The 26,025-nt window shown below is 67.1% G+C and carries 18 protein-coding genes and 2 pseudogenes; 8 read left to right on the plus strand and 12 right to left on the minus strand.

All coding sequences use genetic code 11. The features are described from left to right. The first annotated feature begins 251 nt into the window (after positions 1–251). Complete coding sequence (locus CSEG_RS21995) at positions 252–407, plus strand: hypothetical protein (protein ID WP_227878909.1); 156 nt, start codon at positions 252–254, stop codon at positions 405–407. 108 nt (positions 408–515) lie between these two features. Here CSEG_RS21995 and CSEG_RS10270 read toward each other — a convergent pair whose 3' ends face one another. Then, positions 516–1,436, minus strand: coding sequence for a LysR family transcriptional regulator (locus CSEG_RS10270; protein WP_013079168.1), 921 nt, complete (start codon positions 1,434–1,436; stop codon positions 516–518). A 126-nt stretch (positions 1,437–1,562) separates the two neighbouring features. On the opposite strand from CSEG_RS10270, the gene CSEG_RS10275 reads away from it, so the two are divergent. After that, a complete protein-coding gene (locus tag CSEG_RS10275; protein WP_013079169.1) occupies positions 1,563–2,117 on the plus strand; it encodes a hypothetical protein in 555 nt (184 codons plus the stop codon). Next, positions 2,114–3,094, plus strand: a complete 981-nt coding sequence (locus tag CSEG_RS10280) for an NAD(P)H-quinone oxidoreductase (RefSeq protein WP_013079170.1) — start codon at positions 2,114–2,116, stop codon at positions 3,092–3,094. The genes CSEG_RS10275 and CSEG_RS10280 overlap by 4 nt, the downstream gene beginning before the upstream one ends. A gap of 160 nt (positions 3,095–3,254) precedes the next feature. On the opposite strand, the pseudogene CSEG_RS22275 reads toward CSEG_RS10280, so the two are convergent. Further along, positions 3,255–3,365 (minus strand): annotated as a pseudogene (locus tag CSEG_RS22275) (integrase); the annotation flags it as partial. Positions 3,366–3,447: 82 nt separating this feature from the next. Here CSEG_RS22275 and CSEG_RS10285 point away from each other — a divergent pair. Then, the gene (locus tag CSEG_RS10285) at positions 3,448–4,800 is read left to right on the plus strand and encodes a glycoside hydrolase family 5 protein (protein ID WP_013079171.1); all 1,353 of its coding nucleotides are present in this window, start codon (positions 3,448–3,450) and stop codon (positions 4,798–4,800) included. 158 nt (positions 4,801–4,958) lie between these two features. Here the strand turns inward: CSEG_RS10285 and CSEG_RS10290 are convergent, their stop codons facing one another. Continuing rightward, a complete protein-coding gene (locus tag CSEG_RS10290) occupies positions 4,959–8,156 on the minus strand; it encodes a TonB-dependent receptor (protein WP_013079172.1) in 3,198 nt (1,065 codons plus the stop codon). 502 nt (positions 8,157–8,658) lie between these two features. On the opposite strand from CSEG_RS10290, the gene CSEG_RS10295 reads away from it, so the two are divergent. The 4 genes and pseudogenes from CSEG_RS10295 to CSEG_RS10310 all read left to right on the plus strand — a co-directional run bounded on the left by CSEG_RS10295 (position 8,659) and on the right by CSEG_RS10310 (position 14,473). Continuing rightward, a complete protein-coding gene (locus CSEG_RS10295) occupies positions 8,659–10,173 on the plus strand; it encodes a tryptophan halogenase family protein (RefSeq protein WP_013079173.1) in 1,515 nt (504 codons plus the stop codon). Next, positions 10,170–11,394, plus strand: a pseudogene (locus CSEG_RS10300) (tryptophan 7-halogenase). The gene CSEG_RS10295 and the pseudogene CSEG_RS10300 overlap by 4 nt, the downstream one beginning before the upstream one ends. Then, positions 11,391–12,911 (plus strand): tryptophan halogenase family protein, encoded by a 1,521-nt coding sequence (locus tag CSEG_RS10305; protein ID WP_013079174.1) that lies wholly within the window; start codon positions 11,391–11,393, stop codon positions 12,909–12,911. Before CSEG_RS10300 ends, CSEG_RS10305 begins: the two are co-directional and overlap by 4 nt. Then, positions 12,908–14,473 (plus strand): tryptophan halogenase family protein, encoded by a 1,566-nt coding sequence (locus tag CSEG_RS10310; RefSeq protein ID WP_013079175.1) that lies wholly within the window; start codon positions 12,908–12,910, stop codon positions 14,471–14,473. Before CSEG_RS10305 ends, CSEG_RS10310 begins: the two co-directional genes overlap by 4 nt. Before the next feature lie 294 nt (positions 14,474–14,767). Here CSEG_RS10310 and cobA read toward each other — a convergent pair whose 3' ends face one another. From cobA to ntrB, 9 genes are all read right to left on the minus strand, one after another. Then, positions 14,768–15,538: a uroporphyrinogen-III C-methyltransferase gene (gene cobA / locus CSEG_RS10315; RefSeq protein WP_013079176.1), complete on the minus strand. Its 771-nt coding sequence runs from the start codon at positions 15,536–15,538 to the stop codon at positions 14,768–14,770. Beyond that, positions 15,528–18,206, minus strand: coding sequence for a nitrate reductase (locus CSEG_RS10320; protein WP_013079177.1), 2,679 nt, complete (start codon positions 18,204–18,206; stop codon positions 15,528–15,530). Before CSEG_RS10320 ends, cobA begins: the two co-directional genes overlap by 11 nt. Before the next feature lie 3 nt (positions 18,207–18,209). Beyond that, positions 18,210–18,560: a nitrite reductase small subunit NirD gene (gene nirD / locus CSEG_RS10325; RefSeq protein WP_013079178.1), complete on the minus strand. Its 351-nt coding sequence runs from the start codon at positions 18,558–18,560 to the stop codon at positions 18,210–18,212. Further along, positions 18,557–21,022 (minus strand): nitrite reductase large subunit NirB, encoded by a 2,466-nt coding sequence (gene nirB / locus CSEG_RS10330; protein WP_013079179.1) that lies wholly within the window; start codon positions 21,020–21,022, stop codon positions 18,557–18,559. The genes nirD and nirB overlap by 4 nt, the downstream gene beginning before the upstream one ends. Before the next feature lie 30 nt (positions 21,023–21,052). After that, positions 21,053–22,273, minus strand: a complete 1,221-nt coding sequence (locus CSEG_RS10335) for a nitrate/nitrite transporter (protein WP_013079180.1) — start codon at positions 22,271–22,273, stop codon at positions 21,053–21,055. 233 nt (positions 22,274–22,506) lie between these two features. Continuing rightward, a complete protein-coding gene (locus CSEG_RS10340) occupies positions 22,507–23,652 on the minus strand; it encodes a CmpA/NrtA family ABC transporter substrate-binding protein (RefSeq protein ID WP_013079181.1) in 1,146 nt (381 codons plus the stop codon). After that, on the minus strand, positions 23,649–24,221 hold the full coding sequence (locus tag CSEG_RS10345) for an ANTAR domain-containing response regulator (RefSeq protein ID WP_013079182.1): 573 nt from the start codon (positions 24,219–24,221) through the stop codon (positions 23,649–23,651). The genes CSEG_RS10340 and CSEG_RS10345 overlap by 4 nt, the downstream gene beginning before the upstream one ends. A 116-nt stretch (positions 24,222–24,337) precedes the next feature. After that, positions 24,338–25,123, minus strand: coding sequence for an ABC transporter ATP-binding protein (locus CSEG_RS10350; protein ID WP_013079183.1), 786 nt, complete (start codon positions 25,121–25,123; stop codon positions 24,338–24,340). A gap of 11 nt (positions 25,124–25,134) precedes the next feature. Next, positions 25,135–26,013 (minus strand): nitrate ABC transporter permease, encoded by an 879-nt coding sequence (ntrB, locus tag CSEG_RS10355; RefSeq protein WP_013079184.1) that lies wholly within the window; start codon positions 26,011–26,013, stop codon positions 25,135–25,137. Positions 26,014–26,025: the final 12 nt, after the last annotated feature.

Consider the following 26,025-nt stretch of genomic DNA (forward strand, 5'->3'; position numbering starts at 1 on the left):
CGCGGTTGATTCACAGGCCTTCGATCTCGGACTTTGTCGCGAAGCAGACCTTCCGAAGGTGCGAAATGAGTCGGAACGGGGCGAAAAATAAGTCGCGCATTTTGGAGTCTGATCGCGTGATTTAGGAGTCAGTCGCGGGTTATGAGGACATCCGGTGTGTCGCGACTATTGAACTCTAGAGTCGCGACTTAAAGAGTCAGTGACAAATGCGAAGAGCCAAGCGGGTCCTGCCCTTGAACCTGGCATCGAAGATGGAGATCAGAGCCTCGGTTCGCGGTGGGCGCATCCTGGTGGCTATCGACACCGTTACTGACGCTGATACGCACTCGATCCTGATCGTCACCGCGACGGAGAGCGCGCTCTCCCCCGCCCGGCCGCTCGTAGCCTGGAACCGGGGCTTCCTCTAGGATCCCTTTTGGCTTTTGAGATCTTGCAGGAGCGCAAGACACTCCGACTGAGCTATTGCGCCATTTCCAGGCGTTAGCTCCTCGCCCGAATCCGGACGCTGAGCGGCGCTAAGGAGTCCAGACCGGCGGGGATCCGATGGCGGCCCGCAAGGCGTCGATGAAGGCCCGCAGCTTGGCCGAGGGCTCAGGCAGCGCTCTGAGCAGGAAGATGCCCCTCGGGCGGTCGTTCCAAGGCTCATCATCCAGCTGGAGCCGCGTGAGCTGGCCCTCTCGGACATCCGGCCCCGCCACCCAACTGGGCAACAGCGCTGCGCCGACCCCTTCCCTGGCGGCGAGCCGCAGCGCCTCGAAGTCGTCGGATCGGAACACCACCTGACCGCAGTTGGGCTGACCAGCCGCGCCGCCCAGAAGGTCCGTCCAGCCCAAGAGATCGGCCCCGTGCAACTTGTCGAGCACCCGATGGCCGCGCAGGTCCTCGACAGAGCCGGGCGCGCCATATCGGGCCAGATAGTCCGGACTGGCGACCAGTAGTCTCGCTTGATCGGCGAGCTTGGTGGCGATCAGGCCGCTGTCGGTCAGCTGTCCGATGCGGATGGCCGCGTCCAGGCGATCCAGCACTGGGTCGGCCAGGCGCTCGGTCAGGTCCAGCTCAACCGATAGGCCGGGGTGCTGGCGCATGAGGGCGCCAGCCACCGGCAGAACGTAGCGCTTGCCGAAGGTGGGAAAGCAGGCGACCCGCAGTACGCCAGCGACCGCGCCGTCAAAGGCGGCGATCTCGGCGTGCACGTCGACAAGATCGTCGATCAGCCGCTGCCCCCGCTCGAACAGCCTCTGGCCTGCGTCGGTCATCGCCAGAGCCCTGGTCGAGCGAACCAGCACCCGGACGCCCAAGCCGTGCTCCAGGGCGTCGATCTGCCGGACGATCGCCGAAGGCGTCACCCCCCGACGCCGCGCCGCACCGGAAAAACTGCCGGCGCGCACGACATCGACAAAGACGGCCACGAACTCGGCGAACCTTGGATCCTTCATCTTTGCTCCAGGGGCAAAACGGTTGCGGGCAATGGCTGCGTTATCACGCGCCGCCCCTGGTCGCATGGTCTGGCTCATCGGACGCGGCGCTTCCGCCCGTCGAGCCAACAACCAGGAGCAACCGTCATGGTCACTGTCCTCGATCGCATCCTTTCGCAATCGGCCTATAGCCACGAGATCAACGTTCCGATCGAAAAGATCGACATCGCCGACTGGCTGTTCACCCTGCCCGAGGCCGAATACCTGCGCTGCTGCGCGCCCGATCACATCGCAGCGGGCGTGACCACCACCGACGACGGCCGGCGCATGTCGATCAATGTCGAACAGATCGGCTCGGGCCTGGTGGTCCAGCACTACGTGGCCGACGAAGCCGGCCCGACCTATTGCCGGATGAACTCGATCTCGGACGTCTTCACCGCCAACGGCCGCACCCAGGTCAATGTCATTTGGGAGCTGATCGCCGAAGCCATCGACGACAAGCGCACCCGCTACACCAATCGCGTCACCGCCCACCCCACCGACGTGTTCATGGACTTCCTGGCCGAGCATGGCCTGGACTACGACCACGCCGCCGCCGCGCGCCAAGCCGCCGGTGGCGACCATAATCGTCGCGAAACCCCGATGTTCGCCGAGAGCATCGCTCGCCGCGCTCTGGCTCGCGCCGACGAGGCCGTGTCGTGAGAGCCATCGCCTACGACCGCTTCGGCCCGCCGGATGTCCTCCGGCTGGTCGAGGCGCCCGCTCCGGAGCCGCGGGCCACGGACCTTCTGGTCCGCGTCGCCGCCGCCGGCGTCAATCGCGCCGACCTGATGCAGCGCACCGGCTTCTACGGTGACCAGAGCTTCGGCGAGAGCCCCCTGCTGGGCCTGGAGCTCGCCGGCGAAGTCATCGAGGTCGGGGCCGAGGTCACGGGATTCAGCGTGGGAGACCCGGTGATGGCGATCGTCGGCGGCGGCGCCTATGCGGAGTTCGCCCGGGTCGATCACGGCATGGCCGTCAAGGTTCCGAGCGGACTTCCGCTCGTCCAGGCGGCCGGGGTCATGGAGGCCTTCGTCACCGCCTGGGAGGCGGTAGCCCATCTGGCCGAAATCCTCCCGGGACAGCGTGTGCTGGTCCACGCCGCGGCCGGCGGCATTGGTTCTGCCGCGGTGCAGATCGCCCGGGCGCTGGGCGCGAGCGTCTACGCCACAGCCTCGGCCGAGCGGGCGGCGGACGTGCGGCGTCTGGGCGCGGCGGCTGTGATCGACTACCGTGTCGTCGACTTCGAGGCCGAGACCCTGCGCCTGACGGACGGAGCTGGCGTGGACGCGGTGATCGACTTCATCGGCGGCGAGTACTTGGCGCGCAACCTGCGCTGCCTGGCGCCGGGTGGCCGGCTGGTGCAGGTCGGGATCCTCAGCGGCGACGCCGACCCCGCGATCCCGCTGGACCTCCTGCTGCATAACCACCTGCGCCTGATCGGCACCGTGATGAAGTCACGCACCCTCGACGAGAAGCGCGCCATGGTCGCCCGCTTCGCCGCCGGCGCGCTGCCGCGCCTTGCGAAAGGCGAACTGAGGCCAGTGATCGATACGATTCTGCCGCTGGACTTGGCGGCCGAGGCGCATCGGCGGCTGGAGCGTGGCGGCGGCTTCGGCAAGATCATCCTGGCGCCCTGAGACTTAGGCGGCTCATCGACCGGCAACCGGTTCAACTGCGACGCATGAAGGTCGCTTAGTAAGGCCAGCACTTCACGCCCCAACGGCCCTGTTTGCGCCAATCGCTCGGCTGAAGACTAACGTTCCAGCTCCTGAAACAGCGTTGCGCACGTTGGTGGCCTATGGCCCAATTGAACATGGCGAGATCGCGGACTCGCCCATTCGCTTTGAGGCGCCGTCTTCTCCCCCAGATGCGCCTGGGCTTGAACGGCGGCTTGGGGCCGAGGATCACGTGCTAGCGCACCGTACTTGACCGCGCGAGCAGGAATAGTGGACGCTGCCTGTAGGCTGAGGCCTGGGGTGAAGGATTGTCCGTGCTCGCGTTCACTATCGCCCTGCTTCTCGCCCCGGACGCCGCGGCGATCGCCGATGCGCGTGGAGACTGGGTCGGCGTTGTCGCCGCGGGCGACAAAAGCTTGAGGCTGTCCGCGCATCTGGAACGTCGGGGGCAAGGCCTTATCGGCGTGATCGACAGCCCCGACCAAGGCGCGTTCGGCCTTCCCCTGGCCAACATCGTCCAGGACGGCGCTAAGCTCAGTTTCGACGCGCCTAGCGTGAATGCGCGGTACGAAGCCCATTGGGACAGCGCGCGAAGCGCCTATGTCGGTCGCTGGATCCAGAACGGCCAGGCCATCGACCTCGCGCTGACGCGCGGAGGCTATCCGCACGACTTCGATCTCGACTGGAACGCGCCGGTCGATCCGGGCTTGGCTTACCAGCCAGCCAAGCGCGCCAGGCCGCGCGTTGGTCCGGACCTGAATGTCGGCAAGTGCGTCAACATGTCCAACATGTTGGACGCGCCAACCGAGGGGGCCTGGGGCCCCGCCTTCGCCGACGACGATTTTACGATCATCAAGACAGCGGGCTTCTCGTCCGTGCGCATACCGGTCGCCTTCTCCGCTCACGCCGACACGACGCCGCCCTATGCGATAGATCCAACCTTCCTGGCCCGCGTGCGGCATGTCGTGACGCTGGCCAGCGCCGCCAAGCTGAACGTGCTGCTAGACATGCATCACTACGATGCGATGATGCGCGACCCCGACGCCGAGGCTCCACGTTTTGTCGCGCTCTGGCGACAGGTCGCCCAAGCCTTCGCGGACGCGCCGCCCAGCGTCTGGTTCGAGCTGCTCAATGAACCGAACGACAAGCTGACCAACGATCGGCTTGGCGCGCTCTATGCGCCGGCGCTGGCCGCGATCCGGGCGACCAATCCCAAGCGCCCCGTTATCGTCGGCCCCGAGTGGAACAACCTCGACAAGATGCTGGCGTTCGAGATGCCCGACGATCCCTACGTCGCGCCCAGCTTCCACTACTACGATCCGTTCCTGTTCACGCACCAGGGCGCGCCTTGGCCCAATCCCGCGCCCCCCATGGGCCGAAGCTTCGGCTCGGCGGCGGACCGGAGCGAGCTGGACCGTAGCGTCGCCAAGGTGCGCGACTACATGGCCCGCACCGGCCGGGTTCCGATCCTGGGCGAATACGGCGCGCAGGACGATCCGCGCGTGCCGTTGGCGCAGCGCGTCCGATACTACGGTGTGGTGAGTTCGGCATTTGCGTCGGTCGGGGTCGCCAGCTGCGCCTGGGGTTATCGCTCGGGCTTTCGGATCCGCGAGGGCGACCACTGGCTGCCCGGTATCGTGGAAGCGATCCGTGCGCCCAAGCCGTAGACGCGGCGAGGCCCTGCTCGTCCGCCCCGAATAGGTTTCGCCGCGCCCCGACAGCGATCTGTCCGCACTCGCTTCAAGACAGGCGACCTCATGAAAAACGCACACCGCCTGTGGAGACGGTGCGCGCTTGTCGCATGAGTGATGAAAAGTCTGGACCTTTAGAAGCTGGCCCGCAGCACCATCGTGTAGCGGCGATCGGCCATGAACCACGAGCGACCGGTCTTCAGCAGTTCATTGTTGAGAATCTGCGTGGTGCGGGTCGTCTCGTTGGTCAGGTTCACGCCCTGGATGCCGATCTTCATTTTCGGGGTGATGTTATAGAAGATCGAGCCGTCCAGCTGGCCGCTCGCCTCGTTCATGATCGGCGCGAACGGCACGATCACGTCGCGGACGGTCAGCAGGAAGTCCGAACGCCAATTATAGGCCAGGCGCGCCGAGAGCTTGCTGGTCTCGTAGATCACCGCGAAGTTGGCGTTGTGCTTGGACAGGCCCTGCAGCGGCAGCTTGCTGGTGTCGACTGTCGTGACGCGGCCGGCGGCCACGTCGGGATCGGTCGCCGACAGCGTGCTTTGCGGCACGCCCGAGCTGTCGATGTAGCTGTAGTTGGCGTTGATCCCCAGCTTGTCGAACGGCTTGGGCAGGAAGTCGTAGAACTGCTGGTAGCCGACCTCGAAGCCCTTGACCGTCGACTTCTTGCTGGCGTTGCCGGGCGTGGTCACCAGCACGTCGAACGTAGCGCCGTTGTTGGTGAACGGGAGGCGGGCGGTTGAGTTGAAATTGACGTCCGTCAGCTGCTTCCAGAACGCCGCGAACGTCAGCGAGCCGACCGGCGCGAAGTACCATTCGACCGAGGCGTCGATGTTCTTCGATTGGGTGGGCTTCAGGTACGGATTGCCAACCGTCACGTTGCCCGAGGGGCGGCCGCCGGTGATGCCGTCGGCGTTGGTGTTGATCGCCAGGTTGTAATAGTTGCGCGTCAAGCCGATGTCGGGCGGCGTGACCGTCTTCGACAGGCCGAAGCGGTACTGCAGGCCGTGCGGCATGACGACCTTCACGTTGAAGCTCGGCAGCCAGTAGTCGAAGGACGACTTGGCCGTGCTGGGGATCACCGCCCCGTTGGCCCAGGCGCGCGCTTGGGCCCGGACGGCCGGCGTCAGCTGGCAGAACGGCGAAGGGGTCTGGCCGTCCGGAACGGCGGCGCAGTCGGCTTCCGTGGCCAGGCCTGTGGCGTTCGGGAAGGCGGTGAAGCCTTCGGCCACGCGGTCGGTCTTGGTGTAGCGCAGGCCGATATTGCCGCTGATGCGGGCGTCGCCCATGTCGCCGGCGAAGCGCGTCATGATGTAGGCCGACTGGGTCTTCTCGTTCACAGGATTGATTTCCTGCGGCAGGAAGGGCGTGCCCGCGACGACGTTGCAGCGTTGCGCCAGAGGCACCCAGTTCTGCGGACATCCGCCGGCCAGGCGATCGCGCCATTCGTCGCCGACCGACAACGCGAACTTGGAGACGTCGGCGTAATTCTCGACCGTGTTGCCAGCGTAGAACAGGCGCGGTTGGCCGGCCGTCGGCGAGGCGAGTTTGCCGCGCAGGAAGTTGTCGAACGCATAGGCCTCGACCCGCGAGGTGCTGTTGGAGCCGCCAGGAGTGTTGGGGTCGCTGTTGATCGGATCGTCCATCCAGACCGGACCGCCGCTACCCCAGATCTCGGACAGGACGCCCCAGTTGTAGGTCGAGAATCGGGTGGTCTGGTCACGTTCGGCCCAGCGCACGCCGGCCTTCACCGAGTCGAACCAGGTGTCGTCGTTGAACTTGTATTCGACGTCCAGCTTGACCGCGTCTTCGGTGCCCTCGGACTGCTCGATGTGATCCATCGCCGAGCGCCAGAAGTTGTTGTACGGGTCGCTGAAGCTGCTGTGCGGCGCGCGCATGTACGAGGTGCAGCTGTCCGTGAACGGGGCGCAAGTCGGCAGCGAAGTGCCGTTCGACGGCGGCAGGAAGCTGACGTTCGGCAACTTGTTGCCGTTCAGCGTGATCGCGGCGTTCTGGAAGGTCGAACCCCAGACGCCCATGCTGATTGCGTCGACCGACGAATCCACGTGCTGGGCGTCGAACAGAATCCCCCAGTGCTCGTTCGGCGTCCATTTGAAGTTGAAGCCGTAGTCCGAAGTGATCGTGGTCTGGGCTTCGTCGCGGCGGACGTTGTTCGACTGCAGGCCGTCGATCGGCGTGCGCGGGTCGCTGCCCTGCTGGTCGGCGCGCCAGCCGGTGGTGCCGGTGATCACGCCGCTGGTGAAGACGCCGCTGTCGTCGAAGGTGAAGGTGGTGCCGGCGGCCGGACGCGAGTCGCCGTTGCTGGTGACATTGTCGGTAGCGATTTCGATGGCGTGCTCGGTCCAATCGGCCACGGCCTTCGACCGCAGGTACTGGAACGCGGCCTGCATCGTGCCGTCGTTGCTCTTCCACTGGGCCGCGAAGGCGCGGCCTTCGCGTTTACGGAAGGTGTCGGTCGAGCGGAACGCCGCGCCGCGCGGAAACCACAGGCCCTTGGTCCCATTGCCGCAGTCCGAGACGGCCTGGCCCAGGTTGGTGCGGCAGCCGAAGTTCGACACCTGGATGGCATTGCTGCGGCTGGCCAGGCGCGAATTGACGTACGAGGCCAGCACGCCGAACTCGCCGACATTGGTGTCCCAGCGGTTGCTGTACAGGCCCGTAATCGACGGGCGGTACTTCTTGATCATGTCGCCGTAGCTGACTTCAGCCGACAGGGACAGAATCTCTTCCTTGCTGTCGAACGGCAGGCGCGTGCGCAGGTTCACCGTGCCCGAGATGCCGCCCTCGATCATGTCGGCCGAGGGGCTCTTGAACACGTCGACGCCGCCCATCAGCTCGGAGGGGACGTCGGCGAAGCTGAGGATCCGGCCGTTGTTGGCCGTGAAGGTGTCACGGCCGTTCAGCTCTGAACGGACAAAGTTCAGGCCGCGGACCACAACGCCCGAACCTTCGACCGAGAAGTGGTCGGGATCCACGCCGGCGGCGAAGCGGTTGATCGAGACGCCGGGAACGCGCGACAGCGCCTCGGTGACCGAGCGATCCGGAAGGGCGCCAATGTCCTCGGCGGTGATCGAGTCGCCGATGATGTCTGACGACTGCTTAAGCTGCTGGCTGCTCTTGAGGCTCTGCCTGATGCTGGTGACGATGACCTCATCGACGACCTGTCCGTCATCCGCCTTGGCCGTGGTCTGCGCCATGGCCGGCGCGCCGAACATCAAAGCGCCAAGAACCAACGCGGAAGCGCCGCACTTCAAATTATCGCTGAACGCACGTCCGCTGTCGGCGGACGGCCTTTTGGCCGTGCCCATGAATTCCCTCCCCTAGGCCTTTTCAGCGGCGTCTCAGCGCCGCCTTTGGTCATGTTACCGTGACCATTTTGCTCAGGTCACACGACCGAACAGCGTTCGTCAAGCGTTGTCACAAAAGCCGAGTTCGTCTAGCCATAAGACTTGGGAGCGCTACCATTTTGGGTGGAGCTCCGACTATGGACGCGCTCTGCGCGAGCGCACCTGTTCATGGCTTGACCCCCGCGTGCCGGACTCTTCAGATCGGGGGCGAAATCACGAGTACAGCGCGAGAAAGCGCTGTCGAATTGATCTCCGCCCGCATGGACCTCCGAAAGGAGCCCGTGAGGCGGCGAGACGGGAGGAAGCATGACGAAGGAAGCCTGCCTCCGTACGCGCCACTGGGACGCCATCGGGAGTGCGCGCAAATGTCGCATCGGCGCAACCGCAGGGCGCGAACCGACTGAGCCGAATCTCGCGGCCGTCGGACGGTCGGCATGCTGACTGGCCAATCGAGCTTGAGATCATGACCCCCGCGCCCATTCGCAAGATCGTCGTGGTCGGTGGCGGCGCCGCCGGCTGGATGACCGCCGCCGCCCTGTCGGCGATGCTGGAAGGGCTGGACGTCCGCATCACGCTGGTCGAGTCCGAGGAGATTGGCATCGTCGGCGTCGGCGAGGCGACGGTTCCGCATATCCGCCACTACAATGCGCGCCTGGGCCTCGACGAGGCCGACTTCATGCGCAAGACCCAGGCGACCTACAAGCTGGGCATCGAGTTTTGCGATTGGGGCCGCAAGGGCGAGGCCTATATTCATCCTTTCGGGGCTTACGGCCACGCGATCGGCGGGATCCCCTTCCACCAGCACTGGCTACGCGCCCACCAACGGGGCGAGGTCGGATCAATCGACGCCTACAGCCTGCCGGTGATGGCCGCCCGGGCGGATAAGTTCGCGCCGCCATCGACGGACCCCCGCTCGCTGGGCTCGACCTTCAACTACGCCTACCAGTTCGACGCCGCGCTCTATGCGCGCTATCTCCGCGCCTATGCGGAGGCCCGCGGCGTGGTCCGCGTCGAGGGCAAGATCGCCGCCGCGGACCAGCGCCCCGAGGACGGCTTCGTCACCAGCGTGCGGCTGGAGGACGGCCGCGTGATCGACGGCGAGCTGTTCATCGACTGCTCGGGCTTCCGGGGGCTGCTGATCGAGCAGACCCTGAAAGCCGGCTACGACGAGTGGACACGCTGGCTGCCGTGCGATCGGGCGGCGGCGGCGCCATGCGAGGCCGTGGAGCCGCCCAAGCCGTTCACTCGAGCGACCGCCGACCAGTCCGGCTGGCGCTGGCGCATCCCGCTGCAGCATCGGGTGGGCAACGGCTACGTCTATTGCTCCAGCTACATCGACGACGACGCGGCGGCCCGCGTCCTGCTGGAGAAGCTGGATGGCAAGCCGAGCCAGGATCCGCGCTTCCTCCGCTTCGTCACCGGGCGGCGCAAGAAGCAGTGGTGCAAGAACGTGGTCGCGATCGGCCTGGCCTCGGGCTTCCTCGAGCCGCTGGAGAGCACGTCCATCCACCTGATCCAACTGGCCATCTCGAACCTGCTGGAGCTCTTCCCGCACCAGGGCTTCGACCCCGCGGACGCCGACGAGTACAATCGGGTGATGGACCTGGAGTTCGAACGGATCCGCGACTTCCTGGTGCTGCACTACCACGTGAATCAGCGGACGGACTCGGTGTTCTGGAATGATCGCCGTAACGCGCCGGTCCCCGACAGCCTGGCCGAGAAGATGGCGCTGTTCCGCGAGCGCGGCGTGGTCGCGGCCTACAAGGACGGTTTCTTCAAGGAGCCGTCTTGGGTGGCCGTCTATCTGGGTCAGAACTTCACGCCCGACGGTTACGACCCCCTGGTGGAGGCGGTAGACCCGGCCCAGTCGGCGCGGGTCATGGCCGAGATCGAGGCCGCCGTCGCCCGGACCGTGTCGGCCATGCCCTCGCATGACTCCTATCTGCGGGCGTTCGCCGACGCGAGGCTTCCGGCATGAGCGCCCTTGGCGACATCGTCATCGTCGGCGGCGGCGTCGACGCCTGGACGACGGCGGCGGTGCTGGCCCGTGTCACCAGGGGTCTGGCCACCGTGACTGTCGTGGAGACCGCCACGACGCCCCCGGGACGGATGGCCGCCCTCCCGGTCCTGCGCGCCCTCCACGGCCGGCTCGGGCTCGGCGAAGACGCCCTGGCGGCGGCCGGCGCCCTGCCCTGCCTGGCCCTGCGCTTCGGCGACCACCTGGAGCCCTTCGGCGAGACCGGGGCGGCGATGGACGGCGTGCCCTTTCACGCCCACTGGCTGCGGGCCGGGGACGGCGCGCCGCTGAGCGCCTGGAGCCTGGCGGCCCAGGCCGCGCTACGCGGCCGCTTCGCCCCGCGAAGCGCCGATCCGCGCTCGCCGCTGTCGACTCTGGACCACGGCCTCAGCCTGGACGGGCCTCGTTACGCCGCGCTGCTGGCGTCTACGGCCGAGATGGCCGGCGCAAGGCGGATCACGGGGGCGGTCGAACGTGTCGAACGCGACGGCGACCGGGTCGCCGCCATTGAGGTCGCCGGCCTGCGCCTGTCCGCCGAGCTGTTTGTCGACGCCACGGGCGAAGGCGTGCTGATCGCCGACGAGCCCTGGCTGGACTGGAGCCACTGGCTGCCGACGGGAGCACGGCTCGCCGAGTCGGGCCTGATCTCCAGATTCGCGCCGGCGCCGCTCCAGGCGGGCCGCCGCGCCCGGGTCGTGGTCGGCAACGTCGTGGCGGTTGGCGGGGCGGCGGCGGCTATCGGGGCCGGCGACGGCGGCGACCTGCATCTGCTGCAGACCGCGGTGTCACGCCTGGCGGCCCTCATATCCCAACAGTCCAGCCGCGGCCGCTGAGTTCAATCGCCTTACGGAAGCGGCGACCGAGCGCGCCCGCGACATGGCGATCCTACGCTGGGGTCTGCTGGCGGCCCCGCCGCCGCCCCTGGCCTGGCGTCTCGCCCAGTTCGAAAGCCGGGGTCGCGTGGTGACCTACGACGAGGAGACCTGGCCGGAGTCGGCCTGGGTCTATGCGATGCTGGCGCGAGGCGTGATCCCGCGGCGCTGGGATCCGCTGGCGGAGCGGCTCCCGCTTGACCAGTCCCGCGAGCGTCTGGACCGAATGAGGACCATGATCGCTCAAGCGGCGGACGGCATGCCCCGCGCGGACGAGAAACCGCACGTCATCGGGATGAGTCCCGCATGACGGCCATTCGCAAAGTGCTGATCGTCGGTGGGGGGACCGCGGGCTGGATGACGGCCGCCGCCCTGGCCAAGGCCCTGCCGCGGGAGGTCGCGATCACCCTGATCGAGTCCGAACAGATCGGCACGGTCGGCGTCGGCGAGGCGACCATCCCGCCGATCAACACCTTCAACCAGATGCTGGGCCTGGACGAAGCCGCGTTCATGCGGGCCACCCAGGCCAGCTTCAAGCTGGCCATCGAGTTCGTCGACTGGATGGGCCCCGACCACCGCTACCTGCATCCGTTCGGCGGCTTCGGACTGGATATCGAGGCGCTGAAGTTCCACCAGATCTGGCTGCGCGCCCTGCACGAGGGCTGGGCGCCGCCGATCGACGCCTTCAACCTGTCGGCCCAGGCCTCGCACTTGGGACGGTTCTCCCTGCCCAGCCGCGATCCCGGCCAGGTGATGTCGAGCCTGAAGTACGCCTTTCACTTCGACGCCGGCCTCTACGCCAAGCACCTGCGCGCCTATGCCGAACAGCGCGGCGTCGCCCGATTCGAGGGCAAGGTCGCCGGCGTCGCCCAGCATGGCGAGACTGGATTCGTGGAATCCGTGACCCTGGAGGACGGCCGGACGCTGGAGGCCGACCTGTTCGTCGACTGCTCGGGATTTCGCGGCCTGCTGATCGAGCAGACCCTGAAGGCCGGCTATGATGACTGGAGCCACTGGCTGCCCAACGACCGGGCGGTGGCCATGCCATGCGAGACCGGCGGCGATGGTCTGACACCCTATACCCGCGCCACGGCGGACGCGGCCGGCTGGCGCTGGCGCATCGCGCTGCAGCACCGCACCGGCAACGGCTATGTCTATTCCTCGGCCGACATCAGCGACGACGAGGCCTTGGCCAGGCTGCGCGCCACCCTGGACGGACCCGCCCTGGCCGAGCCGAACTTCCTTCGCTTCCAGGCCGGCCGGCGACGCCAGGCGTGGATCAAGAACGTCGTGGCCATCGGCCTGTCATCGGGCTTCCTGGAGCCGCTGGAAAGCACCTCGATCCACCTGATCCAGGCGGGGATCACCAAGCTCCTGGCCCTGTTCCCGGACAAGGGCTTCTATCCAGTCGAGATCGCCGAGTACAACCGCCTCACCGCCCAGCAGGTCGAGCTGATCCGCGACTTCATCATCCTGCACTTCAAGGCCAACGCCCGCACGGAGCCCTACTGGGTCCGGGCCCGCGAGATGGCGATCCCCGAGACCCTGCAGCGCAAGATCGACCTGTTCGCCGCGTCCGGCCGGCTGTTCCAGTCGGACTACGATCTGTTCGCCGAGCCCAGCTGGGTCGCTGTACTCCTTGGCCAGGGCGTCGTTCCCCGCCGACACGATCCGTTGGTCGACGCGCTCGACGATGAAGTGGTCCGGGGCCAGCTCTCGCGCCTGTCGGCGCTGATCCGCCGGACCGCCGAGTCCCTGCCGACGCACGACGCCTTCATCGCGCGCTACTGCGCCGCTTCGCCAACGCCCGCCAGGATTCCCGCATGACGACTGACCAGCGCCTGCGCCGCATCGTCATCGTCGGCGGCGGCACCGCCGGCTGGATGACCGCCGCCGCGATGGGGCGCTTCCTCAAGGACGGCTACACCCGCGTCACCCTGGTCGAGTCCGAGGCCATCGGCACGGTCGGGGTCGGCGAGTCGACGATCCCGCAGATCAATATCTTCAACCGGATGCTGGGGCTGGACGAGAATGACTTCGTCCGCAAGACCAAGGCCACCTTCAAGCTGGGCATCGACTTCGTCGACTGGAAGCATGTCGGCCACAGCTATCATCACCCGTTCGGGCCCTATGGCGTCGACATGGAGGGCGTATCGTTCCACGCCTACTGGCTGAAGCTGCACGCCCTGGGGCTGGAGGACGACCTGGGCGCCTACAGCCTTCAGACCGTCGGCGCGCGCCAGGGCAAGTTCATGCGCCCCAACGGCCAGGCCAATTCGCCGCTCGGCCAGATCGCCTACGCCTTCCAGTTCGACGCCGGGCTCTATGCGAAGTTCCTGCGCGCGTACTCGGAGGCGCGCGGCGTCGCCCGTCAGGAAGGCAAGATCGCCTCGGTCCAGCAAGACGGCGAGCGGGGTCACGTCACGTCGGTCACGCTGGAAAGCGGCGAGGTCATCGAGGGCGACCTCTTCATCGACTGCTCGGGCTTCCGAGGCCTTCTGATCGAACAGACCCTGAAGACCGGCTACGAGGACTGGTCGCAATGGCTGTTGAACGACCGCGCCGTGGCCATGCCGTGCGCGCTGGGCGGCTCCATGGCGCCGGTGACCCGCGCGACCGCGCGGCCGCATGGCTGGCAATGGCGCATCCCGCTGCAGCATCGCCTGGGCAACGGCTACGCCTATTGCAGCCAGTTCGTCAGCGACGAGGAGGCCCTGGCCGACCTGCTGAAGAACCTGGACGGCGCGCCGCTGGCCGACCCGAACCTGATCCGCTTCACCGCCGGCCGCCGCAAGAAGAGCTGGAACGGCAATGTCGTGGCGATCGGACTGTCGGCGGGATTCATGGAGCCGCTGGAGAGCCAGTCGATCCACCTGATCCAGGTCGGGATATCGCGCCTGCTGGCCCACTTCCCCGACCGTCATTTCCGGCAGGCCGACATCGACCGCTACAACCGGACCATGACGTTCGAGTACGAGAAGATCCGGGACTTCCTGATCCTGCACTTCAAGGCCACGGCGCGGAACGACACCCCCTACTGGGACTACCTGCGCGAGATGCCGATCCCGGACTATCTGGCCGACAAGATCGAGCTGTTCAAAGGCTCGGGCCGCGTGTTTCGCGAGAACGAGGAGTTGTTCAACGACACCTCCTGGTTCGCCGTGATGATCGGCCAAGGCATCCTGCCTGAGAGCTACGACCCGATGGTCGATTGCATGGACGAGGGCTTGTTCAGGGCTCGGATGGCCGAGATCAAGGCCGTGATCGCCCGCTCCGCCGAGGTCATGCCGGATCACTTCGCCTTCATTCGAGAGAACTGCGACGCGATGGCGGCGGATGTGTCGCTCGGGTCCGGGGCGGGAACGACTCATCCTGAATCGGTCACCTGACCTATCCGTGTAAGCCCTTGATCACGACCGTCGGAAAGCGCCAGCTGAGACCTTCACCTAACACTGGCCGCGTCATCCTCCGCCCCGATGATTCCCCTGATCTCGCATTGGCCTCCAGGAGCAGACCTTGCCAACGTCAGCGATGAGTCAAAATGCGCAGGAAATTAGTCGCGGGTTATGTCGCGGGTTATGGAGTCAGCCAGCGCGCCGCGATCATTGAACTCTAAAAGTCGCGACTTAGAGAGTCCGTGACACCCACGCATCAGATCTGCGCCCGTGCGTCAGCTACAAACGCTAGGCGAAAATTCTCTGGTTGGCGTTGCAGTGTTTCATCGCGACGGCGTTCGCGGCGACCTCGCCGACCACGATCAAGACCGGGCCACCCGTTGTGCTGATCAAACCGTCGCGTAGGTCGACCAGAGTCGTCACGGTCAGGCGCGCGTGCTGGGCGCCGGCGTTCTCCACGGCGGCGACCGGCGTCGAAGGCGCTCTTCCCGCCGCCATCAGCGCCTTCGCCAGGCGTGGCGCGGCCTCGACGCCCATGTAGATGGCGACGGTGGCCTCGGGGTCGGCGCCGACACGCCAGTCGTCCGCGATGCCGCCCTCTTCGATCCGAGCCGTCGTAAACACCACCCGCCGCGCCTCGCCTCTGTGGGTCAAAGGGAAGCCGAACTGGGCGGCCGCGGCGCAGGCGGCGGTCACCCCAGGCACGACCTCAGTCTCGACGCCGAAGCGTTCGAGGAACGCCATCTCCTCTCCCACGCGGCCAAAAATGGACGGGTCTCCGCCCTTGAGGCGCACGACATGCAGACCTCGGCGCGCGAGGCGCAGCATCAGGCGATTGATCTCATCCTGCTTCATGCTGGGCTTGCCGGCGCGCTTTCCGGTCTGGATCCGGACACAGCCCGGCGGCGCGAGCGCCACGGCCTCTTCGGAGCACAGAGCGTCGTAGAGCAAGGCGCCCGCGCTCTCGACGGCGCGCACGGCGCGGACCGTCATGAGATCCACCGGGCCTGGGCCGGCGCCGACGAGCAGCACCTTGCCGAGTTTGCTTTCAGTCAGCACGGACGGGCTCCTTTGGCGTTACGAGGAAGGCGTTGATCATGCGCGCGATTTCGGGACGACAGGACCCGCAGTTGGATCCAGCGCCTGTCGCCGCGCCGACGGCGTCGGCTGTGTCTGCGCCGGCGGCGATCGCGGCGGTGACAGCCTTGGCGCCGACCTTCAGGCAGGCGCAAACCATCGGTCCCTTGTCGACTGGCCCGCCAGGCGGACGCCCGAACAGCAGGGCCGAGCGCGCTTCGGCCGTCAGATCCGCCTGGAACAGATCGACCAACCAGTCCCGGGACGGCAAACGGCCGGTGGTTGTCATGTAAAGAACGGCGACCAGCTGATCGCCCTCGACCCAGGCCTCTCGGCGCGCGCCGGTCGCGGCGTCTTCGTAGGTGACGAGTTCGCCGGCCAGCCTCTTGGTCAGGGCCTTGCGGAGGACGTCGCGCTCGGCGACGTCGCCCCGGCCGGCGAACTCGTACTGCTGGCAGGCGTCTTGGGGGATACGCCGCCAGACAAGATCCGCCCCCAGCGGGGACATCAGGGCGGATCGACTCAAGAAGAAGCCCTTCCAGGTCTCGCGATACGGTCTCACGCGAGCGGGGGTATGTTTGAACTCCGGCTGCCCCGAGGTCGGATCGACCCGGGGCTCGACCAGGGCGTTGGCCCGGCCCGACGGCGCAAAGGCGTCCGTCCAGTGCATGGGCATGAACAGCGAACCGCGCCGCTGGCGATCGCTGACCTTGGCGACGGCGACAGCCTCGGCCCGCGCGGTCGACACCCTGGCCAAGGCGCCGTCCTTCAGCCCCAGGGCCTCGGCGTCCTCCGGATGGATCTCGACATAGGGCTCGGGCGCGTGACGACAAAGGTCCGGCGCCAGGCCCGTACGGGTCATGGTGTGCCACTGGTCGCGGATGCGGCCGGTGTTGAGGGACATCGGGAAGGCCGCGCTGGTCAGTTCGGCGGGTCCCTTCGGCAAGACCGGAACCATGCGGGCGCGCCGGTCTGGAGTCTGGAAGCGGCCATCGACAAACAGCCGAGGCGTACCTTCCCCGTCCACCCCGATGGGCCATTGGACGGGTAGAAGTTCGCCGTAAGCGCTTGGCGTCAAAGCAGATAAGCCCGCCAGGCTCAGGAAACGATCGCGGTTCTCATAGGCGGTCAGGCGCGCCCACTCGCGAAACACCGCCGCGTTGCTGGCCCAGCCGAAGCCGTCGAAGCCCATCGCGGTCGCGACGTCGGCCATGATCTTCCAGTCCGCGCGGGCCTGGCCCGGCGGCGGGAACAGCGCCCGTTGGCGCGAGATGCGGCGCTCGGAGTTGGTGACCGTGCCGTCCTTCTCGCCCCAGGCCAGGGCGGGCAGCTTCACGTGCGCGAAGGCCGTGGTGTCGGTTTCGACGCAGTCCGAGACCACCACGAAAGGGCACGCCGCTAGGGCGTCGCGGACCGCGCCGCTGGCTGGCAGGCTGACAGCCGGGTTGGTGGCCATCACCCAGATCGCCTTGATCCGCCCGTCCCTGACAGCCTCGAACATCTCGACGGCTTTCAACCCCGGGGCGCGGGTGGTGTCCGGAGCGCCCCAGAAGCGCGCGACGCGGTCACGATCCTCGGGCGAAAAGTCCATGTGGCCGGCCAGGGTGTTGGCCATGCCGCCCGTCTCGCGTCCGCCCATGGCGTTGGGCTGGCCGGTGATCGAGAAGGGGCAAGCGCCCGGCTTGCCGATCCGCCCGGTGGCGAGGTGGGCGTTGATGATGGCAAGCCCCTTGGCCACGCCCTGGGCGGACTGGTTGGCGCCCATCGAGAAAAGGCTGACCGTCCGGGCGTTCGCGGCGAACAGGTCATAGAAGGTCCGCAGATCCTCGATCGCGACGCCGCAGTCGGCCGCGACCGCGCTGAGCGACTGGTCGCTTTCAACAAGCGCGGCGGTGACTTGCTCGAAGCCGTTCACGTGACTTGCGATGTAGTCGCGGTCGATAGCGCCTCGCCGGACCAGATCGGCCAGCAGCCCGTTCCAGAGACGCACGTCGCTCTGCGGAGCGATAGCCAGATGCAGGTCCGCCCCCTCAGCCGTGTCGGTGCGGCGCGGGTCGATGACGACGTGCTTCTGGCCGCGCGCCCTCGCCTGTTCCATGCGCCGGAAAAGGACCGGATGGGTCCAGGCGGCGTTATGACCGCTGAACACCACCAGATCCGCCAGCTCCAGGTCCTCGTAGCAACCGGGCACCAGGTCGGCGCCGAAGGCCTGCTTGTGGGCGGCGACGGCCGAAGCCATGCAGAGGCGGCTGTTGGTGTCGATGTTGCCCGAGCCGATGAAGCCCTTCATCAGCTTGTTAGCGACGTAATAGTCCTCGGTCAGCAACTGGCCCGAGACGTAGAAAGCCACGCTGTCGGGACCGTGTCGGGCGATCGTCTCCTTGAAGCGCCGCGCCACCAGCGCCGTGGCCTCATGCCAGTTCGCGCTCTTGCCGTTGATCGTCGGCTCCAGCAGCCGACCTTCCAGGCCAACCGTGGCGCCAAGGGCCGAACCCTTGGAGCATAGCCGGCCCAGGTTGGCTGGGTGCGCCGCGTCACCGGTGATCAGCACCGAGCGCCCCTCCCCCACAGCGCCCGCGACACCGCATCCGACGCCGCAATAGGCGCAGGTCGTCTTGACGGTTCGCAGGGCGGCGGAGCCGTCGGCCATCGGTCAGCCCGCCGCCACCGGCTGAGCCAGAAGGACGCGGCCATCCTTGATACGCACCGGCACGATGGGCGTGCAGCCCTTGCCGGCGTCGGCGCCCGTGGGCCGACCGGTGGCCAGGTCAATGACCCAGCTGTGCAGCGGGCAAGTCACGCCGTGGCCGTGAACGATGCCTTGGCTCAGGGGGCCATGCTTGTGCGGACAGCGGTCGACCAGCGCGAAAACCTTGCCGTCGCCGGTGCGGAACACCGCGACGTCGCCCTGGGCGGTGGCCACGCGTCGCGCGCCGCGTTCGGGGATGTCGGTCAAGGCGCCGACGTCGCGCCAGTCTGGATCGATGTGCGCTTGCAGGGTCATTCGGCCGCCATCTCCATCGAAAGGGTCGCCATCGGCGCGAACTCGCCGGCCGCCACGCCACCAGTGGCGCGCTCGGCCCAGGGGTCGATCTGCGCGGTCTCCTGCGATTTCACGAAGCGCGCGAAGAGCGCGGTGCGGCTGTCGAGGTCGTCCACGGTCGCCGCGCGGATCGTGTCGAGACCGATCCGCGCCATCCACTTGTAGATCCGCTCCAGGTACCAGCCGCCTTCGCGGTACATCTGCATGACCGCGGCGATGACCTGGATCGCCTCGTCCTCGGTGGCGACCTTGGTCAGCACCTCGGTTCCCTGGATGTGCAGGCCCGCGGCGCCGCCGACGTGGATCTCGTAGCCACTGTCGACGCAGATGACGCCGATGTCCTTGCAGGTCGACTCCGCGCAGTTACGCGGACAGCCCGACACGGCCAGTTTGACCTTGGCCGGCGCCCACGAGCCCCACATGAACTTCTCGAGCTTGATCCCGAGGCCGGTGGAATCCTGGGTGCCGAAGCGACACCAGTCGCTGCCGACACAGGTCTTTACGGTGCGCAGGCCCTTGGCGTAGGCGTGGCCGCTGACCATGCCGGCGGCGTTGAGGTCCGCCCAAACCGCCGGCAGGTCGTCCTTCTTGACGCCTAGCAGGTCGATGCGCTGGCCGCCCGTCACCTTGACCGCCGGGATGGCGTACTTGTCGGCGACGTCGGCGATGGCGCGGAGTTCGGCGGGGCTGGTCATGCCGCCCCACATGCGCGGCACGACCGAATAGGTGCCGTCTTTCTGGATGTTGGCGTGGACACGCTCGTTGATGAAGCGCGACTGGCTGTCGTCCAGGTACTCGCCTGGCCAAGCGCATAGCAGGTAGTAGTTCAGCGCGGGCCGGCACGAAGCGCAGCCGTCCGGCGTGGTCCATTCCATGGCCTGCATGATCGCGGGCATGGACTTCAGCTCGAGCTCGACGATCGCCTTGCGCACCTCGCCGTGCGGGTGATGCGTGCACTTGCACATCGACTTGGGGCCGGTCTGGGCCTTGAAGCCGTCTCCGAGGGTCAGTCGGATGACCTGCTCGACCAACGGCGTGCAGGACCCGCACGAGGCCGAGGCCTTGGTCACAGCGCGGACGTCGTCCAGCGTGGTCAGGCCTTGGGCCGTGATGGCTCCCGTGATCGCACCCTTGCAGACGCCGTTGCAGCCGCAGATTTCCTGCGTGTCGGGCATGGCCGCAACGGCCGCGCTAGGGTCCAGGCCGGAAAGGCCCTCCGTGATCGCTTGCCCGAAGATCAAGGTCTCGCGGATCTCGGCGACATCCGTCCCCGCCCGCATCAGGTCGAAGTACCAACCGCCGTCGGCCGCGTCGCCGAACAGCACCGCGCCAGCGACCTTGCCGTCCTCGATGACCACCCGCTTGTAGACGCCGCGAGCGGCGTCGCGGAACACGATGTCCTCGCAGCCGTCGCCGCCGGAGAATTTGCCCGCCGAGAAGACGTCGACGCCCGAGACCTTCAAGCGGGTCGAGAGGACCGAGCCCTGATACGCCCCCTGCCCCTCTGTCAGCGCCTCGGCCAGGGCCCGGCACATGTCCCAGATGGGCGCGACCAGGCCGTAGCAGTTCCCGCGATGCTCGACGCACTCGCCCACGGCGAACACGGCCGGATCGGACGCGCGCATGGCGTCGTCGACGATGACCCCGCGATTGACCTGCAGACCGGCCGCTTTGGCCAGAGAGGCGTTCGGACGGATGCCGACGGCCATGACCAGCAGGTCGCACGGCAGGACACGGCCGTCCTTGAGCTTCAGCCCGGCGACCCTGCCATCCTCGCCGACGATCTCCTCGGAGTGCGCGCCTAGCACGGTCTCGACGCCGCGTTCGGCCAGCGCCTCGCGCAGCAGATAGCCGGCGCTTTCGTCCAGCTGGCGTTCCATCAGGACATCCATCAGGTGGACGACCGTGGCGGCCATGCCGCGTCGGGCCAGGCCATAGGCGGCTTCGAGGCCCAGCAGGCCGCCGCCGATGACCACGGCGCGGGCGCCCGGCTTGCCGGAGGCCTCGACCATCGCCTCGACGTCGTCGAGGTCGCGGAAGGTGACCACGCCCTTGAGGTCTGAGCCCGGCAGCGGCAGGCGGAACGGGTCCGAGCCCGTGGCCAGGATCAGCTTGTCATAGGCGACTTCCAGGCCGCCCTCGGCGACCACCTTGCGGCCTTCGAGGTCGACCGCCTTAACGGCGCGGCCGGCGTGCAGGGTGATGGCGTTGTCGCGGTACCAGGCCTCGTCGTTGATGACGATGTCGTCGAAGGTCTTCTCACCCGCCAACACTGGCGAGAGCATGATGCGGTTGTAGTTCACCCGCGGCTCGGCGCCGAAGATGGTGACGTCGTAGCGGGAAGGATCGCGCTTGAGCACTTCCTCGACCGCCCGGCAGCCGGCCATGCCGTTGCCGATGACGACCAGACGTTCTTTCGTCATGGGTCTATCTCGCTTGTCGGAGGATGGGGATCAGACGCGGACGGTCGCCGTGTCGCCGTGCAGGGTCGGCCAGACGGCGCGCCAGCGAGCCTTGAGGCTGTGCAGCGCGATCAGGGCGAACAGGGCCAGCAGCGCGAAGCCGATGAAGCCGGACTGGTAGGAGCCGGTCATCTTCTTGGCCAAGCCGAGCGTGGAGGCCAGGTAAAAGCCACCGATACCGCCCGTCATGCCAATCAGGCCGGTCATCACGCCGATCTCCCTGCGGAAGCGCTGGGGCGCCAACTGGAAGACCGCGCCGTTGCCGGCGCCCAGGGCCAGCATCGAGAACATCAGCACGGCCAAGGCCATGTAGGCGGAAGGCAACTGGAAGCTCGCCACCGTCAGGCCCAGAGCCGCCAGGACATAGACAAGGCTCAAGGTCCGCACCCCGCCGAACCTGTCGGCGAGGGCCCCGCCCACCGGACGGATGAATGAGCCGGCGAAGACGCAGGCGGCGGTGAAGAAGCCGGCGATGACCGGGTCCAGCGCGTATTCGGAGTTGAAATACATGGTCAGCGACGAGGCCAGGCCCACGAAGCCGCCGAACGTGACCGCGTACAGCAGCATCAGCCACCACGCGTCCGGGACCTTCAGGACGTCGAGGTACTCGCTCAGCTTCTTCGGCGCGGGCTGCTCGGGCGCGTCCTTGGCCAGCAGCATGTAGACGACGAAGGCGACCGCGAGCGGGATGGCGGCGAGGCCGATCACGTTCTGCCAGCCGAAGACCTTGGCCAGGGCTGGTGCGAACAGCGCCGCCAGGGCGGTGCCCGAGTTGCCGGCGCCGGCGATGCCGAGCGCCAGACCCTGGTGCTCCTGGGGATACCAGCGGGAAGCCAACGGCAGGGCGACGGCGAAAGAGGCTCCCGCCACGCCCAGGATCACGCCCAGGGCCAGGACCTGATGATAGTTGTGGATCCCGACCGCCCAGGCCAGGACCAAGCCAGCCAAGACAATCAGCTGGCCCATCATGCCCGTCTTCTTCGGGCCGATGCGGTCGACCAGGACGCCGTTGACCAAGCGCAACAAGGCGCCGGCCAGCACCGGAATGGCGACCATTAGGCCCTTCTGGGCGGGGTCGAGGTGGAAGTCCTTGGCGATCGCCACGCCCAACGGCCCCAGGATCACCCAGACCATGAAGCTGAGATCGAAGTAGAGGAAGGCGGCGAACAGGGTCGGCGCATGGCCGGCCTTCAGGAAGTCGCGAGAGATCATGACGGCCTCGGATGTCTGCGTGTCTGCGAGAGCGGAGCGTCATCGCTCCGGATGGCTGACCGCATCCGAGCGGTCCTCTGGCAGCCGCGAACGCCGTTGTTCGTTGGCCTGAACATCAAGGGAAACGATATCGGGCGCCCTGTCACGCGGACACGAACGCCAAGCCCTTCACGGGACCACAGCGCTCATTTGCGCATCACCTCCGCTGAAGGGGCGCCCGCGAAACAGGCTGATCAGCTCTGAACGCGGGCGATGGCGAAGCTCTCCGCATAGGCGCGCGCCGCGGCCGGCTCGAAGGTGATCCCATCGAAAAGCCGCGCCTCGATCGGCTCAACAGCGTCCGGGAAGACAAGCGCCGGTTCCAGCACCGGGCCCAGCGACAGGGCGGCGTCTCGATAGAGATCGGGCCGATAGACCCGATCGACGATGCCCTCCAAGTCCCGGTTCGCGTCGATCTGGCCCCAGCGGATCATCTGGGACAGAAACCACAGTCCGTGCTCCCGCCGTGGCAGTCCGGCGGCGCCGCGATGGAACACGACCTCGTGCTCCAAGGCCCTGGAGATCGCCGTCGGTGTCGCCTCGATTCGCTCGGGGCCCGCGAGATGAGCGATCAACGCCTCGCGATTTTCAGGCGCGTCGGCCCACGCCGCTCCGCGAATGATCGCGCGCAGCAGCGCTCGTAGCTCGTCGGGCTTCTGGACGGCGAGCGAACTGCTGACGCCGAGGACCTTGTCCGGACCGCCCGGCCAGAGCTGGGACGACGCGGCCAGAATGCGACCTATTCCCTCCAGCTCGGCGACCGCGTTCCAAGGCGCCCCGACGCAAAAGCCGTCGATTTCTCCCGCCCGCATTCGCTCCACCATGCGCGGCGGCGGGATGACGACCAGGCGCACGTCGCGATCCGGGTCGATCCCTCCCTGCGCCAGCCAGTAGCGCAGGAGATAGTTGTGCATCGAGTAGGGAAAGACGACGGCGAAGGTCAGCGGCGCATCGCCTCGAGCGCGCCGCTCGGCGATCAGCGTCTGAAGGCGCGCGGCCGAGGGCGGCGGCCCCGCGAGGTCGGCCGCCACGCCATCCAGCGCCTCGAAGAGCACCGTCGAAACCGTGATCGCGCTGCCGTTCCGGTTCAAGGCCAGGGGCGCCAACACGGCGCTTCCCGAATCCTCGGCGGCCGTGGCCAGCGCCATCGGCGCCAGCATATGGGCGCCGTCCAGAGCGCCGACGGCGACCTTGTCGCGGATGGTCGCCCAAGAGGCTTCGCGGACGAGTTCGACGGCCAGCCCCTCCTCCTCGAAGAAGCCCTGGGCCTGGGCCGCGATCAGCGGCGCGCAGTCGGTCAGCGGAATGAAGCCGAGGCGGAGTTCCGACAGGCCGCTCACGAAGCATCCCCTTTCAGCACGCCCGCGAACGCCAGAAGGTCGGCGGCGATCACGCCAATCGGCTTGCCGCGATCCATGGCCAGCTTGCGCAGCAGGCGATAGGCGCCGTCTTCGTCAAGGCCGCGCTCCTTCATGAGAAGTCCCTTGGCGCGGTCCACCACTTTGCGCGACTCCAGATCCGCCTTCGCCCTGGCCAGGTCGCTTCGCAGCTGGCGCGTCAAAGCGAACCGGCTCATGGCCACGTCGAGAATGGAGCGCACGCGATTGGGCGCCAGGCCGTCGACCACGTAGGCGGCCACGCCTGACCGCACCGCTTGCTCCGCGAGGCCCGGTTCGGAACGGTCGACGAACATCACCACGGGATGCCCCTGGCTGGACTCCTTGAGGCTGTCGAGCGTGTCACGATCGGGGCTCTCGGCGGCGATGACCACCACATCCGGCGCGAACGACAGAACCTCGGCTTCGTCGTACAGGGCCGAATGGCGCACCTCGAGGGGCTCGATACCCTCAAGCCCTTCGGCCACCAGTTCGGCGCGGACCTGATCGGGATCTATGACGAGGACGCGCATGAGGCTGACCTAGGCGTTGTCGGACGGGTTTGTGGAGCGCCGCAGGGGCGTTGATCTTCGCAAAGTCCAAACTGCCTAAATCACGGGCGCCGTCCAGTTCGCCGCGAGGAGCCGGTTCACGCCGCCCGCCGCGCGTAGAGGAACTCGATCACCCCGGCGCGCGCGTGGACGTAGGTCGGATGCTCGGCCACGGCAAGGCGGCTTCTGGGACGCGCCAGCGGCACATCCATGACCTGACCCACGCAGGCGCGCGGGCCGTTCGTCATCATCACGATGCGGTCCGACAGCAAGGTCGCTTCGTCGACGTCGTGGGTGATCATCAAGACGGTGTTTTTCAGCACGGCGTGGATCTCCATGACGCTGTCTTGCAGATGGGCGCGGGTCAGGGCGTCCAGCGCCCCGAACGGCTCATCCAGCAGCAGCACCTTCGGCTCCATCGCCAGCGCCCGGGCGATGCCGACCCGCTGCTTCATGCCGCCCGAAATCTCCGAGGGCCGTTTGTCCAGCGCGTGGGTCATCTTGACCAGTTCCAGGTTATTCAGCGTCCAGTCGCGGCGTTCCGCGGCCGACTTGGCTCCGCCAAACACCTTGTCGACCGCCAGGGCGACGTTCTCGCGCACGGAGAGCCACGGCAGCAGCGAGTGGTTCTGAAAGACGACGGCGCGATCAGGGCCAGGAGCATTGACCTCCTGCCGGTCCAGGATCACCGCTCCGGTCGTGACGGGAGTCAGGCCCGCCACGACATTCAGCAAGGTGGATTTGCCACAACCCGAGTGACCGATGATCGAGACGAACTCGCCCTTGTCGATCTTGAGGTTGATCCCGCTCAGGACCTCGCTGCGGATGGCGCCCTTGGCGAAGGTGACGCCGACGTTCTCGATGGAAAGATAGGCCTTGGCCATGGTCTGCGCTCCTAGCTGACGGCGTTGCCGCGCGAGACGAAGTGGCCGAGCAGGGCCACCAGACGATCGAGGAAGAAGCCCGTCATGCCGACCCAGGCCAGGGCCACGATGATGTCGGCGATGCGCGAGGCGTTGTACTGATCCCAGATGAAGAAGCCGATGCCGACCCCGCCCAGCAGCATTTCCGAGGCCACGATAGCCAGCCAGCTCATGCCGATCCCGATGCGCAGGCCCGTGAAGATATAGGGCGTCGTGGCGGGCAGCAGGATCTTGAAGAAGTACTCGACGGGCGACAGGCGCAGAACTCGGGCGACGTTGACGTAGTCGCTGGGAATGTTCCGAACGCCGACGGCGGTGTTGATGATGATCGGCCAGATGGCGGTGATGAAGATCACGAACAGCGCCGAGGGCTGGGCCTGGTGGAATGCGGCCAACGAGATCGGCAGCCACGCCAATGGCGGCACGGTTCGCAGGACCTGGAAGATCGGATCCAGTCCCCGGTGCGCCCAGCGGTTGGAGCCGACGAAGACGCCCAAGAGGATTCCGCAAACCGCCGAGATCGAGAAGCCGATCCCGACCCGCTTGAGGCTGGTGAACACGTGCCAGAACAGGCCCTTGTCGACCCCGCCATTGTCATAGAACGGGTGCAGGATCAGGTCCTTGGATTCGAGCCAGACCTGCTTGGGCGACGGCAGACCCGTGTAGGAGTCGCCGACGAGGGCCTGCCATAGGGCCAGGACCACCAGCAGGGTCAGCAGCGGCGGGATCACGACCGCGGCGGCGTTTTTGGCGCGCCGCTCCAGCTCCGGCAGGAGGGAAGGCTTAGGCGGATGCGGGGCTGCCGGGGCGACGGCGGTCGCCGCAGCGAACGAGGGCTTGGGATAGGTCATGACGCGCCCTCC

Origin of the sequence: Caulobacter segnis ATCC 21756, from assembly GCF_000092285.1 — a bacterium.
GTDB classification, from domain to species: domain Bacteria; phylum Pseudomonadota; class Alphaproteobacteria; order Caulobacterales; family Caulobacteraceae; genus Caulobacter; species Caulobacter segnis.

Coding starts and splice junctions, on each gene's coding strand:
- CSEG_RS21995 (WP_227878909.1), top strand. CDS start 252: ATGGAGATCAGAGCCTCGGTTCGCGGTGGGCGCATCCTGGTGGCTATC.
- CSEG_RS10270 (WP_013079168.1), bottom strand. CDS start 1,436: ATGAAGGATCCAAGGTTCGCCGAGTTCGTGGCCGTCTTTGTCGATGTC.
- CSEG_RS10275 (WP_013079169.1), top strand. CDS start 1,563: ATGGTCACTGTCCTCGATCGCATCCTTTCGCAATCGGCCTATAGCCAC.
- CSEG_RS10290 (WP_013079172.1), bottom strand. CDS start 8,156: ATGGGCACGGCCAAAAGGCCGTCCGCCGACAGCGGACGTGCGTTCAGC.
- CSEG_RS10295 (WP_013079173.1), top strand. CDS start 8,659: ATGACCCCCGCGCCCATTCGCAAGATCGTCGTGGTCGGTGGCGGCGCC.
- CSEG_RS10305 (WP_013079174.1), top strand. CDS start 11,391: ATGACGGCCATTCGCAAAGTGCTGATCGTCGGTGGGGGGACCGCGGGC.
- CSEG_RS10310 (WP_013079175.1), top strand. CDS start 12,908: ATGACGACTGACCAGCGCCTGCGCCGCATCGTCATCGTCGGCGGCGGC.
- CSEG_RS10320 (WP_013079177.1), bottom strand. CDS start 18,206: ATGGCCGACGGCTCCGCCGCCCTGCGAACCGTCAAGACGACCTGCGCC.
- nirD (WP_013079178.1), bottom strand. CDS start 18,560: ATGACCCTGCAAGCGCACATCGATCCAGACTGGCGCGACGTCGGCGCC.
- nirB (WP_013079179.1), bottom strand. CDS start 21,022: ATGACGAAAGAACGTCTGGTCGTCATCGGCAACGGCATGGCCGGCTGC.
- CSEG_RS10335 (WP_013079180.1), bottom strand. CDS start 22,273: ATGATCTCTCGCGACTTCCTGAAGGCCGGCCATGCGCCGACCCTGTTC.
- CSEG_RS10345 (WP_013079182.1), bottom strand. CDS start 24,221: ATGCGCGTCCTCGTCATAGATCCCGATCAGGTCCGCGCCGAACTGGTG.
- CSEG_RS10350 (WP_013079183.1), bottom strand. CDS start 25,123: ATGGCCAAGGCCTATCTTTCCATCGAGAACGTCGGCGTCACCTTCGCC.
- ntrB (WP_013079184.1), bottom strand. CDS start 26,013: ATGACCTATCCCAAGCCCTCGTTCGCTGCGGCGACCGCCGTCGCCCCG.